The sequence below is a fragment of the Algoriphagus aquimarinus genome (assembly GCF_900112005.1).
Classification (GTDB): Bacteria; Bacteroidota; Bacteroidia; order Cytophagales; family Cyclobacteriaceae; genus Algoriphagus; species Algoriphagus aquimarinus.
In genome coordinates this window covers 77,429-93,268 of the sequence record NZ_FOKK01000016.1, presented here as the reverse complement: position 1 = coordinate 93,268, position 15,840 = coordinate 77,429, and the positions used below count along the sequence as shown (strand labels likewise).

14 protein-coding genes are annotated in these 15,840 nt (G+C 38.8%); 7 read left to right on the top strand and 7 right to left on the bottom strand.

Annotation, left to right across the window (positions count from 1 at the left end):
* Positions 1 to 45: 45 nt before the first annotated feature.
* The 6 genes from BM291_RS17590 to BM291_RS17565 are packed head-to-tail and all read right to left on the bottom strand — an operon-like array spanning position 46 to position 5,687.
* Positions 46 to 522, bottom strand: a complete 477-nt coding sequence (locus tag BM291_RS17590) for a hypothetical protein (RefSeq protein ID WP_245786908.1) — start codon at positions 520 to 522, stop codon at positions 46 to 48.
* A 59-nt stretch (positions 523 to 581) separates the two neighbouring features.
* Positions 582 to 1,202 carry an ABC transporter ATP-binding protein gene (locus tag BM291_RS17585; RefSeq protein ID WP_092899866.1) on the bottom strand — a complete coding sequence of 207 codons (621 nt, stop codon included), beginning with the start codon at positions 1,200 to 1,202 and terminating at the stop codon, positions 582 to 584.
* Between the two features lie 2 nt (positions 1,203 to 1,204).
* Positions 1,205 to 1,984, bottom strand: coding sequence for an acyl-ACP--UDP-N-acetylglucosamine O-acyltransferase (lpxA, locus tag BM291_RS17580; protein ID WP_092899864.1), 780 nt, complete (start codon positions 1,982 to 1,984; stop codon positions 1,205 to 1,207).
* Positions 1,981 to 3,375, bottom strand: coding sequence for a bifunctional UDP-3-O-[3-hydroxymyristoyl] N-acetylglucosamine deacetylase/3-hydroxyacyl-ACP dehydratase (locus BM291_RS17575; RefSeq protein ID WP_092899862.1), 1,395 nt, complete (start codon positions 3,373 to 3,375; stop codon positions 1,981 to 1,983). Before BM291_RS17575 ends, lpxA begins: the two co-directional genes overlap by 4 nt.
* A gap of 39 nt (positions 3,376 to 3,414) precedes the next feature.
* Positions 3,415 to 4,437, bottom strand: coding sequence for a UDP-3-O-(3-hydroxymyristoyl)glucosamine N-acyltransferase (gene lpxD, locus BM291_RS17570; protein ID WP_092899860.1), 1,023 nt, complete (start codon positions 4,435 to 4,437; stop codon positions 3,415 to 3,417).
* A gap of 17 nt (positions 4,438 to 4,454) precedes the next feature.
* Positions 4,455 to 5,687: an HD domain-containing protein gene (locus BM291_RS17565; protein WP_092899858.1), complete on the bottom strand. Its 1,233-nt coding sequence runs from the start codon at positions 5,685 to 5,687 to the stop codon at positions 4,455 to 4,457.
* 59 nt (positions 5,688 to 5,746) lie between these two features.
* Between BM291_RS17565 and porX the strand changes: the two genes are divergently transcribed.
* The 3 genes from porX to BM291_RS17550 are packed head-to-tail and all read left to right on the top strand — an operon-like array spanning position 5,747 to position 8,944.
* A complete protein-coding gene (gene porX / locus BM291_RS17560; RefSeq protein ID WP_092899856.1) occupies positions 5,747 to 7,303 on the top strand; it encodes a T9SS response regulator signal transducer PorX in 1,557 nt (518 codons plus the stop codon).
* Between the two features lie 8 nt (positions 7,304 to 7,311).
* Entirely contained in the window at positions 7,312 to 7,743 is a 432-nt protein-coding gene (tsaE, locus tag BM291_RS17555) for a tRNA (adenosine(37)-N6)-threonylcarbamoyltransferase complex ATPase subunit type 1 TsaE (RefSeq protein ID WP_217647342.1), read from the top strand.
* Complete coding sequence (locus tag BM291_RS17550; protein ID WP_092899852.1) at positions 7,733 to 8,944, top strand: alanine dehydrogenase; 1,212 nt, start codon at positions 7,733 to 7,735, stop codon at positions 8,942 to 8,944. Before tsaE ends, BM291_RS17550 begins: the two co-directional genes overlap by 11 nt.
* A gap of 1 nt (position 8,945) precedes the next feature.
* On the opposite strand, the gene BM291_RS17545 is transcribed toward BM291_RS17550, so the two are convergent.
* Positions 8,946 to 9,419, bottom strand: coding sequence for a response regulator (locus BM291_RS17545; protein WP_092899850.1), 474 nt, complete (start codon positions 9,417 to 9,419; stop codon positions 8,946 to 8,948).
* 211 nt (positions 9,420 to 9,630) lie between these two features.
* Here BM291_RS17545 and BM291_RS17540 point away from each other — a divergent pair, with 211 nt between their 5' ends.
* The 4 genes from BM291_RS17540 to BM291_RS17525 are packed head-to-tail and all read left to right on the top strand — an operon-like array spanning position 9,631 to position 15,770.
* A complete protein-coding gene (locus BM291_RS17540; protein WP_092899848.1) occupies positions 9,631 to 11,901 on the top strand; it encodes an Rv1355c family protein in 2,271 nt (756 codons plus the stop codon).
* 5 nt (positions 11,902 to 11,906) lie between these two features.
* The gene (locus BM291_RS17535; RefSeq protein WP_092899846.1) at positions 11,907 to 12,593 is read left to right on the top strand and encodes a hypothetical protein; all 687 of its coding nucleotides are present in this window, start codon (positions 11,907 to 11,909) and stop codon (positions 12,591 to 12,593) included.
* Positions 12,590 to 14,692, top strand: a complete 2,103-nt coding sequence (locus tag BM291_RS17530) for a 7TM diverse intracellular signaling domain-containing protein (protein ID WP_092899844.1) — start codon at positions 12,590 to 12,592, stop codon at positions 14,690 to 14,692. The genes BM291_RS17535 and BM291_RS17530 overlap by 4 nt, the downstream gene beginning before the upstream one ends.
* A complete protein-coding gene (locus BM291_RS17525) occupies positions 14,685 to 15,770 on the top strand; it encodes a hybrid sensor histidine kinase/response regulator (protein WP_092899842.1) in 1,086 nt (361 codons plus the stop codon). Before BM291_RS17530 ends, BM291_RS17525 begins: the two co-directional genes overlap by 8 nt.
* The last annotated feature ends 70 nt before the right edge of the window (positions 15,771 to 15,840 follow it).

Sequence of the window (15,840 nt, the reverse complement as noted above, 5' to 3'; positions counted from 1 at the left end):
GGGAGCATTAATGCTCCCTTTTTTTGGTGCGAGTGGTTTTTAAATCTACAGCTTTCGCAAATTAAAGGTATAGCTTCCTGCTACGGCCGTAACACCATTGACTCTAGCATTAGGAGCTGGTATAGTAAATGTCAAAATCAAATTATCATTATTCCGAGTAAAAGAGATCTCTCTTCCAGCGGCTGGTTTGATGCCAGAAAGCATGAATTTATCGAAATTAAGTCCTGCAAAACTCCAAGTGCCTGATGTATCGAAAAGGTCATTATTGTTTTTGGAGGTGAAAGTTTTGGAAGAACCTGATTTTAAAGCTAATTCAAATCCAGTATACAAGTCAGTGACTGCAGTTCCATCACGAAGTACAGTTCCTCCTCCGGTCAATCCCCAGGTTCCAGTCAAGGCTTCAATTGCAGTCTCCTCAGCCGTCTTCTGTGGCGGATCTGGCATAGGGTCATCTCCACCACAACTTTGAATTGCAATCATGGCAAACGCCAAAATGTATAATCTGAAAAAGTTTGATTTCATGGTCTTAACAATTAATTCCTATAGAATTAAAGATAGGAATTTAAGTTTAAAGCTAGTACTTACTTAAAGTCTTCGAGCGTGATTTTTTGTTCACAAAAAGTGTATTCTCGCGGCTCATTAGAGCAAATCACCAAAATTCTGTTTTTGCCATATTCCCTCATCATTTCTTGATACCAATCTATTCCTTTCTTGTCGAGATTAGAAGTGGGTTCATCAAGTAATATTAAAGGAACATCAGAAAAAAGCGCCAAGCCTAATTTAAGTCGCTGTTTCATTCCAGAGGAGAATTGTCCTACGGCTTTTAAAGCGTGTTGAGAAAGGTAGAGCTGCTCGATGATTTCTTTAGATGAAATCCCATCTAATGGCTTTTTGAACTTGAAATGGAAATCGAGTAATTCTTCCAGACTGAACTCTTCTGGCACTTCCATATAAGGTGCAGAAATACTCAAATAGGAAAACCAATCAGTTTCTGAGATTGGTTTTCCGTCAAGTATATAGTCGATTTTCCCGGAGGAGATCGGGATCGAGCCACTTAGGCATTTCAGCAAAGTAGATTTGCCTGATCCATTACTTCCAGTTATAGCGAGGGAATTCCCTTGAGATAGCTCAAGGTTTAGATTTTTAAAAATCCATTCGTATTGGAAGCGCTTTGAAGCTTCTTCTAAGTGGATTTTCAGCATAGTTAATTGATGTATCCCTTCATCACACCACGTTCAGAAGAGCGAATGAAATTCAATATTTCATCTCTTTCTTTGGTAGCAGGTAGATTAACTTCAATTTCTTCCAATGCACGGCTATTGTTCATGCTGTTAAGGAAAAGGTAGCGGTATACCTCTTGTATGTGAGAGATAGACTCGCTAGAAAAGCCTCTTCTTCGAAGTCCTAGGGAATTAACGCCTGCATACGAAAGTGGCTCACGCGCAGCTTTAGTGAATGGAGGCACGTCTTTTCTTACCAAAGAGCCTCCGGATATCATAGCGTGCATTCCGATTTTTACAAATTGATGCACTGCACTTGATCCACCTACAATCGCCCAATCATCAATGGCAACATGACCTGCTATCTGTACAGAGTTAGCAATAATGACATGACTTCCTATCACACAATCGTGGGCTACATGGACATAAGCCATTAGTAGGCAGTGACTTCCGATGACGGTTGTTTGTTTTTCTACAGTCCCTCTGCTGATTGTAACACACTCTCTAATAGTCGTGTTATCACCGATCATTACAGTAGAGTCTTCACCTTGGAATTTTAGATCTTGAGGAATTCCTGCTATTACGGCACCTGGAAAAATCTTGCAGTTTTTTCCAATAGATGCACCAGAAAAAATAGTAACATTTGGTCCGATCCAAGTATTATCACCAATAGTAACATTCTCGCCGATCATAGTGAATGGATCGATATGAACATTTTTTCCTATTGTTGCTTTTGGGTCAATATGAGCTAATGGGCTGATCATGATTCTTTTCGGGTTATGCTTGCTGTCATTACGGCCTCACATACTAGGGTATTTCCGACATAAGCCTCACCACGCATTTTTGCTATACCTCTTCTTATCGGGGCCAAAAGTTCACATTTAAAAATTAGAGTATCACCAGGAAGTACCATTTTTCTAAACTTACAGTTTTCGATTCCCAGAAAATAAGTCCAGTAATTTTCTGGATCATCCACTGTACTCAATACTAAAATACCGCCTGTTTGAGCCATAGCTTCTACTTGCAATACACCTGGCATTACTGGATTAGAAGGGAAATGACCCATAAAAAACGGTTCGTTTATAGTTACATTTTTCACTCCCGCTACTACTGTATCATCTAAATAGATGATTTTATCAAGTAACTGGAATGGATATCTATGCGGTAAAATACTGCTTATCTGGTTGATATCCATTACTGGAGGAAGTCTTGGGTCGTAATATGGAATGTGCGAAGTCGAGGACTTCTCCATAGCACGCTTTATTTTTTTAGCGAAGGCTACATTAGCTGCATGCCCTGGTCTAGCTGCCAAAATTTGAGCTTTTAGCGGTCTTCCAACCAAAGCCAAATCTCCCACTACGTCAAGTAATTTGTGCCTTGCTGGCTCATTTCGGTAGCGAAGATCAACATTGTTTAAAATGCCTTCTTTCTTTACTTCAACTTTTGGCTTATTAAACATCTTAGCCAGATTGACTAATTCTGCTTCTTCTACTATTCTATCCACCACTACGATGGCATTATTCAAATCTCCACCCTTGATGAGGTTAGAGTTATATAGCATTTCTAATTCGTGCAAAAAGCAAAAAGTACGACACGAAGCAATTTCTGATCTGAATTGACCGATGTCAGTGATAGAGGCATGCTGACTTCCCAAAACAGGGGAGTTGTAATCAACCATCACTGTCACGCGGTAATTATCGGTAGGCAGAGCTACCATTTCTACTTCGCGTGCGGTGTCTTTATATTGGATACTCTCTTGTACTTCGTAGAATCTACGAAGTGCATTTTGCTCTTCTAGACCAGCCTCTTCTAAAACCTCTATAAACTGAATAGAGGATCCATCCATAATAGGAGGTTCTGGGCCGTCCAATTGAATAAGCACGTTGTCAATCTCTAATCCAACTAAAGCTGCTAAAACGTGCTCTACGGTGTATACCCGAGCACCATTTTGTTCCAAGGTAGTTCCTCTAGATACATCTACAACCAGGTCGCAATCTGCATCTACAGTAGGTCTGCCTTCCAGGTCAATACGCTGAAATTTATATCCGTGATTTGGGGGTGCAGGTAGAAATGTCATGTTTGAAATGACGCCCGTGTGGAGACCCACTCCGGATAATTCCACCTGTTTTTTAATGGTGTGTTGTTTTACTTTCATCTGATTTTTGAACCGTTCAGCAAGCTAAAGGCTGCAAATTTACTGCTTTTTTTCTAGTTCTCTTATGCGGTCTTCTATTGAGCCCAGCTTTTTGAAAAGTGAATAGGACTTGAGAAAATTTTTCATGTCAAATCCAATGTATCCAAATAAGGTTGTGCCTGGGGTGGGGATAGACTTACTAACGCCGGTATTGGCACCTATTGTGGTGTTGTCTGCGATTTTTATATGGCCTACGATTCCAGCTTTACCTGCTATTACACAGTTTTTCCCAATTTCTGTTGAGCCTGAAATCCCGGTTTGTGAAGCAATGACCGTGTTCTCACCAATGATTACATTATGGGCGATTTGAACCATGTTGTCTATTTTCGCGCCTTTTTTAATCAGCGTAGATCCCATAGTAGCACAATCAATCGTGCTATTTGCGCCTACACTTACATTGTCCTCTAGAATTACATTTCCTATTTGTGGGATTGCTTTGTAGGTGCCGTCCTGTTGCGGTGCAAAACCAAATCCATCTGAACCGATGACCGCTCCTGGATGGATTTCACAATTATTACCAATAATGGTATCTGCACAGATTTTTGCGCCAGTATGAATTATAGTATTATCACCTATCTGCACACGATCTCCTATGTGCACATGGCTGTAAAGTTTTACTGACGTTCCGATTTTGCAATTTTTCCCTATATAAGAAAATGCTCCGCGGTAGGCATGTTCACCCATCTGAGAACTAGAGTCCATATAGGAAGGTTCTTCGATTCCCACTACGCTGCTTTTCATCATCATAGCGTAAGCTTCTAAAAGCATGGTGAATCCTGTGTAGGCATCTTCAACCCTAATTAAATTAGTTTTCAGGGGTTTGGTAGGGACAAAGGTGTTGGATACAATTACTGCTGTAGCCGCTGTCTCATAGATGAAAGGAGTATATTTTTCATTCGCTAAAAAACTTATTCCTCCAGCCTTACCTTCTTGGATTTTATCCAAGCGCGATACTTTTTGGTTTTCATCGCCTTCTACTTTTCCCTGTAGGATTTCAGCAACTTGTCCGAGGGTAAATTCCATAAACAATATAAACGGAGTTAATAATTTAAATTTAGGCTTTTAGCCTTACATACGTAATGTTTCTCCACGATTTTACTCATGACTTTTATATTCGGTAGGTCAGCAGCCTGAGCTACATCAATTACCTTTCCCTTTTTTGTCAAAATATTAATTCTGTCCTTGGCTAGGTAACCATAGTTACTCACAGCGCCATGAGAGAAGAAATAGTCAAGGTCTTCACTTGGTATTTGAAGTTTGGCTATGGTCTTTTCTTTTAAATGTGCTATTTCTTCTGGTGAAAATGGCTCATTTGTTAAATTGATCTTGAAAAGATTTCTAGTCAAAAACATCTGCGAAATATTTCTTAACACATAATCTGGGTGATTTTTCCAAAGCTTTACAGCGCCCCAGATATCCAAATCATCCATTTCGAGAAACAAGCGCAAAAGGTCCGGATTAGTTCGGAAATCAGATAATGTAGGGTCATTCTTTAGAAAGAAGTCAAATTCCTCTGTCACCGTAAAATGATCTCCAGATTGACGAAGAAATTTGGCACGTTGGATCAGCTTAATTAGCATTTTCTCAGCACTGACCGTGGTTTTATGCAGGTAAACTTGCCAATACATAAGGCGGCGTGCACTTAGAAAATTTTCTATAGAATAGATTCCTTTTTCCTCAATTACAACTTGATCATTTTTCACGTCCATCATTTTGATGATACGGTCAGCACCAATAGTTCCTTCGGAAACACCAGTGAAAAAACAATCGCGTTGCAGGTAATCTAGCCTATCAATATCTAATTGGCTGGATACCAGCTGATGAAAGAATTTTCGCTCGTACTTATTCTTAAATATTCTTAAAGGAAGGTCTAGTTTGCCACCAAACTCCTGATTAAGGAGTTCAATAATTAAAAGGGAAAGCTCCTCATGGGGTACGCCCTTGAGGAGGCTATATTCTAAGGCATGCGAAAAAGGTCCATGCCCAATGTCATGCAGAAGAATTGCGATTAGTGCCGCTTCATATTCTTCATCTGTGATTTCAGTGCCTTTTATTCGTAGATTGTCTAGCGTAATGCTCATCAGATGCATCGCCCCAATCGCGTGATGAAATCGGGTATGGAGAGCGCCGGGATAGACAAAATCAGTCAAGCCCAGTTGCTTTATTCTCCGCAATCGTTGAAAATAAGGATGGTCAATAATCGTAAAAATCAACTCGCTAGGGATCGTGATAAATCCGTAAACCGGGTCGTTTAATATCTTCTGGCTTTTCAAGGACGCCTTTTTTGTTTGGCTCAAAAGTAATTATAATTTTAAAAGAAACGGAACCTGAGATGTCTCAAAAATTCAAGATACTATGGGCAGACGATGAAATCGACTTGCTCAAACCACACATTCTTTTTCTCGAACAAAAGGGATATGAAATAACTACGGTTAATTCCGGGGTAGATGCCATAGAGGAAGTAGAGCAGAAAAATTTCGATGTAATTTTTCTCGATGAAATGATGCCTGGTATGACTGGCCTGGAAACACTGCAACAAATCAAGCAGATGAAGCCTCAAGTGCCTGTTGTGATGATCACCAAAAGTGAGGAGGAACACATTATGGATGATGCGATCGGTGGGAAAATTGCCGATTACCTGATCAAGCCTATCAATCCAAGCCAGATTTTGCTTTCTGTAAAGAAGCTACTTCAAAACAAGCAGTTGATTGACGAGCGTACTACGCAGAGTTACCAGCAGGATTTCATGAATATCAGTATGGCATTTGATGATGCTGAAGACCATCAAGATTGGGCAGATATCTATCGAAAGCTGACCTATTGGGAAATGCAGATCGATGACACTGAAAATAAAAACATGCTTCCTGTGTTAGAATCACAGAAAATTGAAGCAAATGCAAATTTCTCCAAATTCATCAAAGAGAATTACTTGAGTTGGATGGAGGAGAAAAACCCTGAGAAGCCATTACTTTCTCATCAGGTGATGAAGCAAAAAGTTTTCCCTCATATCAAAGAGAAGAAACCACTATTCTTTATCGTGATAGATAACTTCAGATTGGACCAATGGGAAGATATAGAGTCTATTATTTCTCCTTATTTCAATATCAAAGACAAGGGTACCTACTATAGCATATTGCCAACAACTACAGCGTTTGCTAGAAACGCACTGTTTAGCGGAATGATGCCGATGGACATGGCCAAATCTCATCCCGAATTCTGGGAAGATGAAGATTCTGATGAGGGGAAAAATAATTTCGAAGAAGAATGGTTGAAGATCAATTTGGAGAAAAACAGACTTCCAGTTAAGTCAAGCTACAATAAGATTATTCAGACACATCAAGGAAAAGCAGTCCTGGAGCAGTTTCATACATTTCTTCAGAATGACCTGAATGTTCTGGTATATAACTTTGTGGATATGGTTTCTCATGCGAGAACGGATATGAAGATGATTCGTGAATTGGCTCCAGATGAGTCAGCCTATAGATCGTTGACGACTAGTTGGTTTGAGCATTCCTCCTTGTTTGAGCTACTGAAAAAGATCCATGACGCTGGAGCCGAAGTGATTATTACCACGGATCATGGTACTAAGCGGGTAAACAAGCCGTACCGAATCATCGGTGATAAAAATGTAACTACAAATCTTCGCTACAAGCAAGGGAAGAACTTGAATTTCGAAGCAGGGAAAGTCTTTGAAATCAAAAAACCTGAGGACGCGAAGTTGCCTAGATTAAATGTTTCCTCTACTTATGTGTTTGCTGTGGAGGATTATTTCTTTGCATACCCGAATAATTACAATTATTATGTGAACTTCTACAAGGATACTTTTCAGCATGGAGGTGTATCTTTGGAGGAAATGATCATTCCGATCGTTCATTTGTCACCAAAATAATTGAGCATTTGACCCAGTTCACTTACGAGCTAGACGAGATAGATAAGGCAGCGAAAGTTGTGATTGAAACAGCTGCTGATGAAAAGGTATGGATATTTCAAGGCGATATGGGTGCGGGTAAGACCACGCTTATAAAGGCTCTCTCCAAAGCCTTTTCAGTCACAGACCAAGTGAGCAGTCCTACTTTTGGTATTGTAAATCATTATGAAAATCAAGGTGGTGAAATTTTTTACCACTTTGATTTTTATAGGATGGATGACCCTACAGAAGCCTTGGATATCGGAATAGAAGAGTATTTTTATAGTGGAAATTATTGCTGGTTAGAATGGGCTGAAAAAATAGCTGCATTTTTGCCTGAGAAATTTCTACTTGTTCGAATCATCAACGATTCTGAAACGCAACGAACCCTGACCTTACAACATATCCAAGATGCCAGCTGAAATAGATCAACTTACTGCTGTGGGACTAATCCCAAAAGAATCGCCAGCTAAGGTGAGAAAGAATGACTATACCCTAGTGGTGGGACTTCCTAAAGAGAGATCCACTCAGGAGAAGCGAATTGTTATTACGCCTGAATCGGTAGGTTTGCTTTCAAACAACGGCATCAGCGTAGTAGTTGAGGCAGGAGCTGGTCTACAATCTAAATTCACTGATCAGGATTTTTCTGATGCTGGCGCCAAAGTGACTAGTTCTAAAAAAGAAGTTTTTGAATCGGATGTTGTGCTTAAAATAGATCCGCCTACGCAAGAAGAGCTAGAATACATGAATCAGGGAAGTTGCCTGATGTCGGCGCTGCAGCTCGAGGGTCAAGATCAAGAGTTTATCCAAACGCTGAATAGAAAGAAAATCACCGCTGTTGCTTTTGAGTATTTGGAAGACAAAGTAGGAGGAATGCCGGTAGTGAGGGCAATGTCAGAGATTGCAGGGAGTACAGTGATGCTCATTGCGGCTGAGTATCTCTCTAGCGAAAACAATGGTAAGGGGTTGATCATGGGAGGCGTGACTGGAGTCCCACCGACTCAAGTAGTGATCATAGGGGCTGGAACTGTTGCTGAGTACGCAGCCAGAACCGCTTTGGGTTTAGGAGCTAACATTAAGGTTTTTGACAATCATATCTATAAACTTCGAAGACTCAAGCAGCTACTTGGTCAACAGATCTATACTTCAACAATTGATAATTTCAGTCTTAATCAGGCTCTGTCAGAAGCAGATGTGGTCATCGGCGCTTTACGAGCAGAAAAGGGGAGGAATAAAATTGTAGTATCTGAAGAAATGGTGGCTAATATGATGCACGGAAGTATCATCATCGATGTAGCTATTGATGAGGGAGGATGCATTGAGACAGGGAAAATGACTTCTCACGATGAGCCAGTCTACCAAGTTCATGATATAATTCATTATTGCGTTCCCAACATTGCTTCACGTGTGGCAAGAACTGCCTCTTATTCCTTGAGCAATATTTTTACGCCTATCATCCTTCAAATGGCAGACCTAGGCGGTGCCGAAGAAATGATTTTCAACTATAAATGGTTTTTGAGGGGAGTGTACACCTATAGAGGGAGCTTAACAAATGCCTATATGGGTAGGAAGTTTGGCATTAGCCATAAGGAATTGCAGCTATTACTTGCTGCTAGGTATTAACTTATGAAAGTAAGTTTTGTCTCAGGATAAATTCGAGCTGATCATTGGATTTGATCAGCGCTTGAGTCAATTTTTCATTTTCTCGGCGAAGCTGATAGATTTCAAAAGCATTTTTGATCACCGTTCGTAAGTAATCTTCCTCCCAAGGTTTGGTCAGGTAGTGATAAACTTGTCCTTTGTTGATCGCATCAATAACCGCCTGGATGTCTGTGTATCCTGTCAATAGAATACGGATAGGATGCGGATAAATAGGAATGATAGATTCTAAAAATTCCACGCCAGTTTCGCCTGGCATTCTTTGATCTGTAATGATAATGTCAACTTCTTGAGTTTCTAGGGTTTCACGCGCAACATTCGCATCTATAGCCAAGAAAATTGTGTAATCTCTTCTAAAAGTAGCCTTAAATGCTTGAAGATTATTTTCTTCATCATCTACGTAAAGGATCTTGATTTTTTCCTGCGGTGTGCCTTCCATTCCACAAATTTGATTAAAATCGATTGATACATTACAATTTAAAGACTCTTTTCTTAAAAATAAACTCGTCTAAACTTAATTAGTATTTAATAAGCTGTTGATACTCACTCAAAATACTATATTTAAGCATGAGTAAAATAAAAACTAAATAATTGGACTTATAACTGAAAAAACTAACTTTACCCAGTTTTTATCACCCCCGATAATATAAATGCTTCCTAGTTCACAATTTGATTTCTACCGTCAGATTTCCCCAATTATTTATCAGCTAAATGATTTGCAGGATTGTCTGATGGTTAAGGAGTTACTTAATACTCCATATGTGCGTTCTGTTGATCAGCTAGATAGTCAGATGGCTGAGTTGATCAAAGCAAAAAATCCCGCGAAATCATATTCTGATATAGAGTTGTCTAAGCTTGTTTCCGAATTTTTTAGTGAAAATAACAGAGAAAAATATGGCGTTTGGGTTTTCTATCCATGGAAAAATATTCTAGTAAGATTGCTTCCTGAAGAAGAGTTTATACTGGTAAGAACCCAAAGAAATAATTACAAAATAACTTCGAAAGAGCAAAATGATCTAAGAAAGAAGAAAATCGGGATCATTGGACTATCAGTAGGGCAGAGTATAGCTTTTGCAATAGCATTAGAGAGAGGTTGTGGTGAATTAAGACTTGCAGATTTCGATACTTTGGAATTGAGCAATCTCAATAGAATTAAAGCGGGAGTTACTGATCTTGGAGTGGAGAAGGTAGTCATTGCCGCACGGGAGATTTCAGAAATAGATCCCTACTTGAAAGTCACGGTCTTCAGAGATGGAATAAGCGAAGACAATATCGATGATTTTCTCAGTGCAGGAGGAAGCCTTGATGTTTTGATAGATGAGTGCGATAGTTTAGATATTAAAGCTTTGGCCAGAGAAAAAGCTAAGGCTAAGCATATCCCTGTTTTAATGGAAACCTCAGATCGAGGTATGCTAGACGTGGAACGATTCGACTTAGAGCCAGAAAGAGCGATTTTTCATGGATTAATTGGTGATCTAAAATTTACAGATCTACAAGGGTTGACCAGCAAGCAAAAAGTCCCAATGGCTTTAAAAATAACTGGGATTAGCACTGTTTCAACTAGAATGAAGGTTTCACTGCTTGAGGTGAATCAGACGATTGCTTCTTGGCCACAGTTGGCATCCGCTGTGTATTTGGGCGGAGCTACGGTTTCTCATGCTTCTCGTAAATTGCTTCTAGGTGAAAAAGTAGAATCAGGAAGGTATTATGTAGATCTTGATGAATTAATCAAAAAAGAAAGCGAGCCAATTACTGAAGCTGCTAAGAAGCCTGTCAAAACTAAAGCTGAATTTGTTGATTTTCTTCCTGCTGGGGATAACCTTAAATCTACCTATAGATTAAACGAAGCAGAGCTAACATACTTGTTAGAAAAGGCCAACACAGCTCCTTCAGGGGGGAACAGTCAGCCATGGAAATGGATTTTTGATAAAGAAGGAGTTCTGCATTTAATTCATGATAAAGATAAAAGTGAATCACTATTAGACTTCTTAGGTACCGGTTCTTTACTTGCTTTTGGAGCGGCACTGGAAATCATTAGATTGACGGGAGCAAATATGGGGCTTGCATTAAGTATCCATTATCAGATATCCCAATTTGGCGAGGATTTGATTGCCTCAGTTTTGTTTTATTCTAAAGCTGATAGTTCAATCGTAGTTTCACACGATGATCTTACAGAAGGGATAGACTTGAGGTGCACCAACAGGAAAAATGACAAACGAGAGCTTGTAAGTACTGAGGAAACCCTAGCTTTTAAATCGTTAGCAGAAGATCTTGGAGTGACTCTCGAAGTGATAGATGATCTAGAAGTGTTAGGGGAACTTGCACCGATTTTAGGAGGAATGGACCGGTTGCGTTTACTCCATGAGCAGGGTTATTCAGATTTCATTAGTGAAATCCGCTGGTCTGAAAAGGAAGCTTTGGAAACAAAAGACGGAATAGATATAGCTACTTTAGAGATGGGCAATGTCGAACGAGCTGCTATTGGCCTTGTTCGTGACCCTGGGACTGTGGAATTCTTTAGAAAAAATGATTTGGGATATGGGTTGACCAAGATTTCAGATCAAACGATACTTACAGCCGGTGCAGTGATGATGCTACAGGCAGATGAATATAGCCCTGAGGCATTTCTTAAGTCTGGTGCAGCTCTTCAAAGAATTTGGATGAAGGCAAACCTTTGTGGTTATAGTATTCAGCCCGTTTCAGCCTCATTGTTTATTTTTCATAGAGTGAATCGAGAAAAAAATACTGGATTTAATTCCGCGGAAAAAACTCAGATTATAAATTTTAAAAGCCAACTCAATACTATATTTAATCTCAAGAGACAGAAAGAAGAGATGTTTATGGTGCGAATAAATAAAGCAAGCGCTCCATCAATGCGTTCTTTTAGAAGAGATGTATCAGATAGTTTGATTATTCTTTAGATTCAATGTTTAAACTAATAGCATTTAAGGCAGTTGATGACCCGGAAAGGTGTCAAAAATTTATAGAAGGACACCGACAGGTGCTGGAAAGCATTGGTGTAAAGAAGGTGACATCTGCCAATGACCTTTGGGTGAAGAATCCAGACGTAATTGTGGTGATTGTTGAATCTATTGAAGATGGTTTGATCTATGGAGGGGCAAGAGTTCATAAAGCCAATCCCCAATTTAAACTGCCAATAGAAGAAGCTATAGAAGACCTTGATAGCTCAATAAGAAGTATTATTAGCGAAGATATTGATGCAGGGACAGGTGAGATATGCGGGCTCTGGAACTCGAGGAAAATTACAGGATTAGGAATAGGGGCTATATTTATGTCAAAAGCTTGTCTAGCCTTAGCTCCTAAATTGGGACTCACGTCTCTTTATGCACTTTTAGCACCTACTACTGTTAAGCTTGGGCATGAAACTGGGTATGAGATTTTAAGCCAGATTGGTAACAATGGGACTTTTTATTATCCAAAACTGGATTTGATAGCCACGGCAATGAAACTATATGATGCTATAAACCTTCCCCTAACTTCTCCAGAATTTAGAGAGTCTGTGGCAAAGATTCGAGAAAATGATCGATTGGTAATTGAAGAAAATTATCGTGGTAGAAAAGTAGTGCTTGAATATACATCTTACATAGAATGACGAAAATATTTTTATATCTCTCTTGTTTTGCTCTCCTGTCTTCTTGTTCTTTCAAGTCTAGCGAGCAGGATTTTGTTTATTTAGGTTATGTTATTGAGTCGGATACTGTTGATGATATAAAATCTTTTATCAATTACGACCCGGACTTATTATTGCCTATCACCAATCAGTATATTTCTCTGGGGCACTTTGAAAAATCTCTTTTTATAAAACTGATAATTAAAGAAGATAGATTTTTGACCGATGAAATCTTGCTGAGCTTTAATAATCCGATGTTAACGGAGATTGAGGTGTATGATGCTAATGCAAAAAGGATTGCTTTACTCGGTAGGATGAATTTTGTAAAGGACAATTATGCTAGCTTTTTTAATACCACTAGACTAGCTGAAAAACAAGGATTAACCTATTATGTTAAAGTAACTAGTTTTGGGAGTGTAACTGTCCCTATTGATCTAGTGGATGAAAACGATTTTCAACTGACAATAGATGAGCGAAATGTGTTGTTTGGGATCTATTTTGGTATAGTAATCGCCATGTTTTTTTACAACCTTTTCCTATGGTTTTCTACTAAGGATGGGATATATGGAGTATATATTGCCTATATATTAGTTGTAGGTATGACTCAGGGAGTTATAGCGGGATATCTGGATGTGTATCTTTGGCCAAACAATGTGTTTTTAAAGCAAAATTCTTATTTCCTTTTTACTGTTTTAGTAAATATGGTGGGGATTTATTACTCTCTTAAGTTTTTGATAATTAAAGAGTTTAATAGGGGTTTATGGCTTACGGGTCTTAGTATAATTGGTGTATATATCCTGGTTTTCTTGGCCTTCTTTTTTGATTTAGGCACTATTAATTCTCGCGTTCGAGTATTACAAGTGTTATTAGGGATAGTGCCTTTCTATCTTCTATATATATCTATTTATAGTTTTAAGAAGGGGTATAGACCCGCTAAGTTTTTCCTGATTTCTTGGTCCTTACTGATTTTGAGTATGGTTATTTTTTTACTTACCGATCTTAATGTTTTGTCAAACAATTTTTTCACTAATTATATATTCACATTTGGATCAGCATGTGAGGCTCTTTTACTTTCTTTTGCACTTGCTGACAAAATCAATATACTGAAAAAAGAAAAGGAGAAAGAACAGCTAGAACTCGTTGATGCATTGAATAAAAATGATCAACTAGTGCGTGAGCAAAACGCGATGCTAGAGGAAAAAGTACGAATAAGAACTGATGAATTGGAGCAAGTGCTTCGTAATCTACAGAATACCCAAAGTCAGCTGGTAAATCAAGAAAAAATGGCTTCTCTTGGCCAACTGACAGCCGGAATTGCACACGAAATCAATAACCCGATCAACTTTGTGAGTTCTAATATTATGCCCTTAAAAAGAGACATAAAGGATATCATGGAAGTGATAGAGTTTTACAGGACGACAGGTGCGAAAGAGTTTACTCTTGATTCACAAAAAGCAGCCAAGCAATTAGAGGCGGATTTGGAACTAGACTATGTGCTTGATGAAGTGGAGCAACTGCTGAAGGGGATGGATGATGGCGCAAGAAGAACAGTTGAAATAGTGAAGGGATTACGACTTTTTTCTCGTGTAGATGAGCAAGATGTCAAGAAAGTTGATCTCCATGATGGTATTAATAGCACGATCATCTTGCTTAATAGCACCATGCCAACCAAGATTCGCATTATCCGTGATTTTGGTGAGTTGCCATTAGTTGAGTGTTTAGCTGGTAAAATCAATCAGGTATTTATGAATATTATTAACAATGCGGTTCACGCATTGGCTGATCATATTGACACTATTAATGACCCAAACATAGAAATACGAACCAGATCCCTATTAGATTCTATAACAATTGAAATTATAGATAATGGTCCGGGAATGCCTGAGCATGTGAAGAAACGAATTTTTGAGCCTTTCTTCACTACAAAAGCTGTAGGTAAGGGAACAGGTTTGGGTCTTTCAATAGTTTATTCTATTATTGAGAATCACAAAGGAACGCTGGAAGTTATTTCGGAAGAGAACCAGGGTACTACCTTTAAAATAACTCTTCCTATACATCAAAGTACCCAACGCTATGAATGATAAAATTCATGTCCTCTATATAGATGATGAGGATAATAACCTTAAGTCCTTCAGAGCTACGTTAAGAAAAGATTTTAAAATTTTTACTGCCATAGATGCAGATGAAGGATTGAGAATTGCACGGGAGGAAGAAGTTCACGTAGTAATTGCTGATCAGAGAATGCCCGGAATGACGGGGACAGAGTTTTTTGAGGAATTGGTAAAGTTTAATCCCGATCCCATCCGTATTCTGCTAACAGGATATTCGGATATAGCTTCAGTAATAGATGCTATTAATAAGGGCGAGGTATATAGATTTATTGATAAGCCTTGGAATATTGAGCAGATAAAAAACTCGATTAAAAATGCGGCTGATATTTTCTTCATGCGCAGAGAGTTGAAGGATAAAAACCTGAAGCTGAAGAAGTTGCATTCAGAAATGAATCAGTTTGTTTACAGCTTATCGCATGAGTTGCGAGGTCCTTTAATGAGTATTTCTGGGGTGTCAAAGCTGGCTAAAATGGAATTGAAAGACCCTGAGGCTGCAGAGTATTTTGACATGATAGATAGTGCCACGGGTAAGTTGGATGATTTTATCTATAAAATGTTAGACTTCTATAGATCTACAAAAATTGATAATAAGATTACGAAAATCGACTTTAAAGGGATTGTAGATCAGCAGTTAACTGCTTACAAAGCAAAGTTTGATATAGGTCATATTCATATTGATATTCAGATCAATCAAGAAAATAGTTTCTCCTCTGATGATGCGAAAATCCGGGTAATACTCAATAATCTCTTTAGTAATTCAGTTCAATTTCAGAGAGCAGACCAGAGTGAAAAAAGGATTAGTCTTAGAATTGATGCTTCTGCATCTGAAGCTGTTATTGTCTTGGAAGATAATGGGATAGGGATAGAGGAGAAGCATCACGCAGATGTATTCAATTTATTCACGCGTGCTACTCAGAGAAATGTGGGCACAGGTTTGGGCCTCTATATGGTCAAAGAAGCCGTAGAGCAAATGGGTGGAAAAATTGATTTGGAATCAGTGTTTGGGACTGGGACTACTTTCAAAGTCACTTTGCCGAACATGAAATAATGACAGGTTACTGGTCATTTTCAAGCTAAATCCTATCTTTGCACGTGCTTTGCGAAAAGCTTCACTTTTT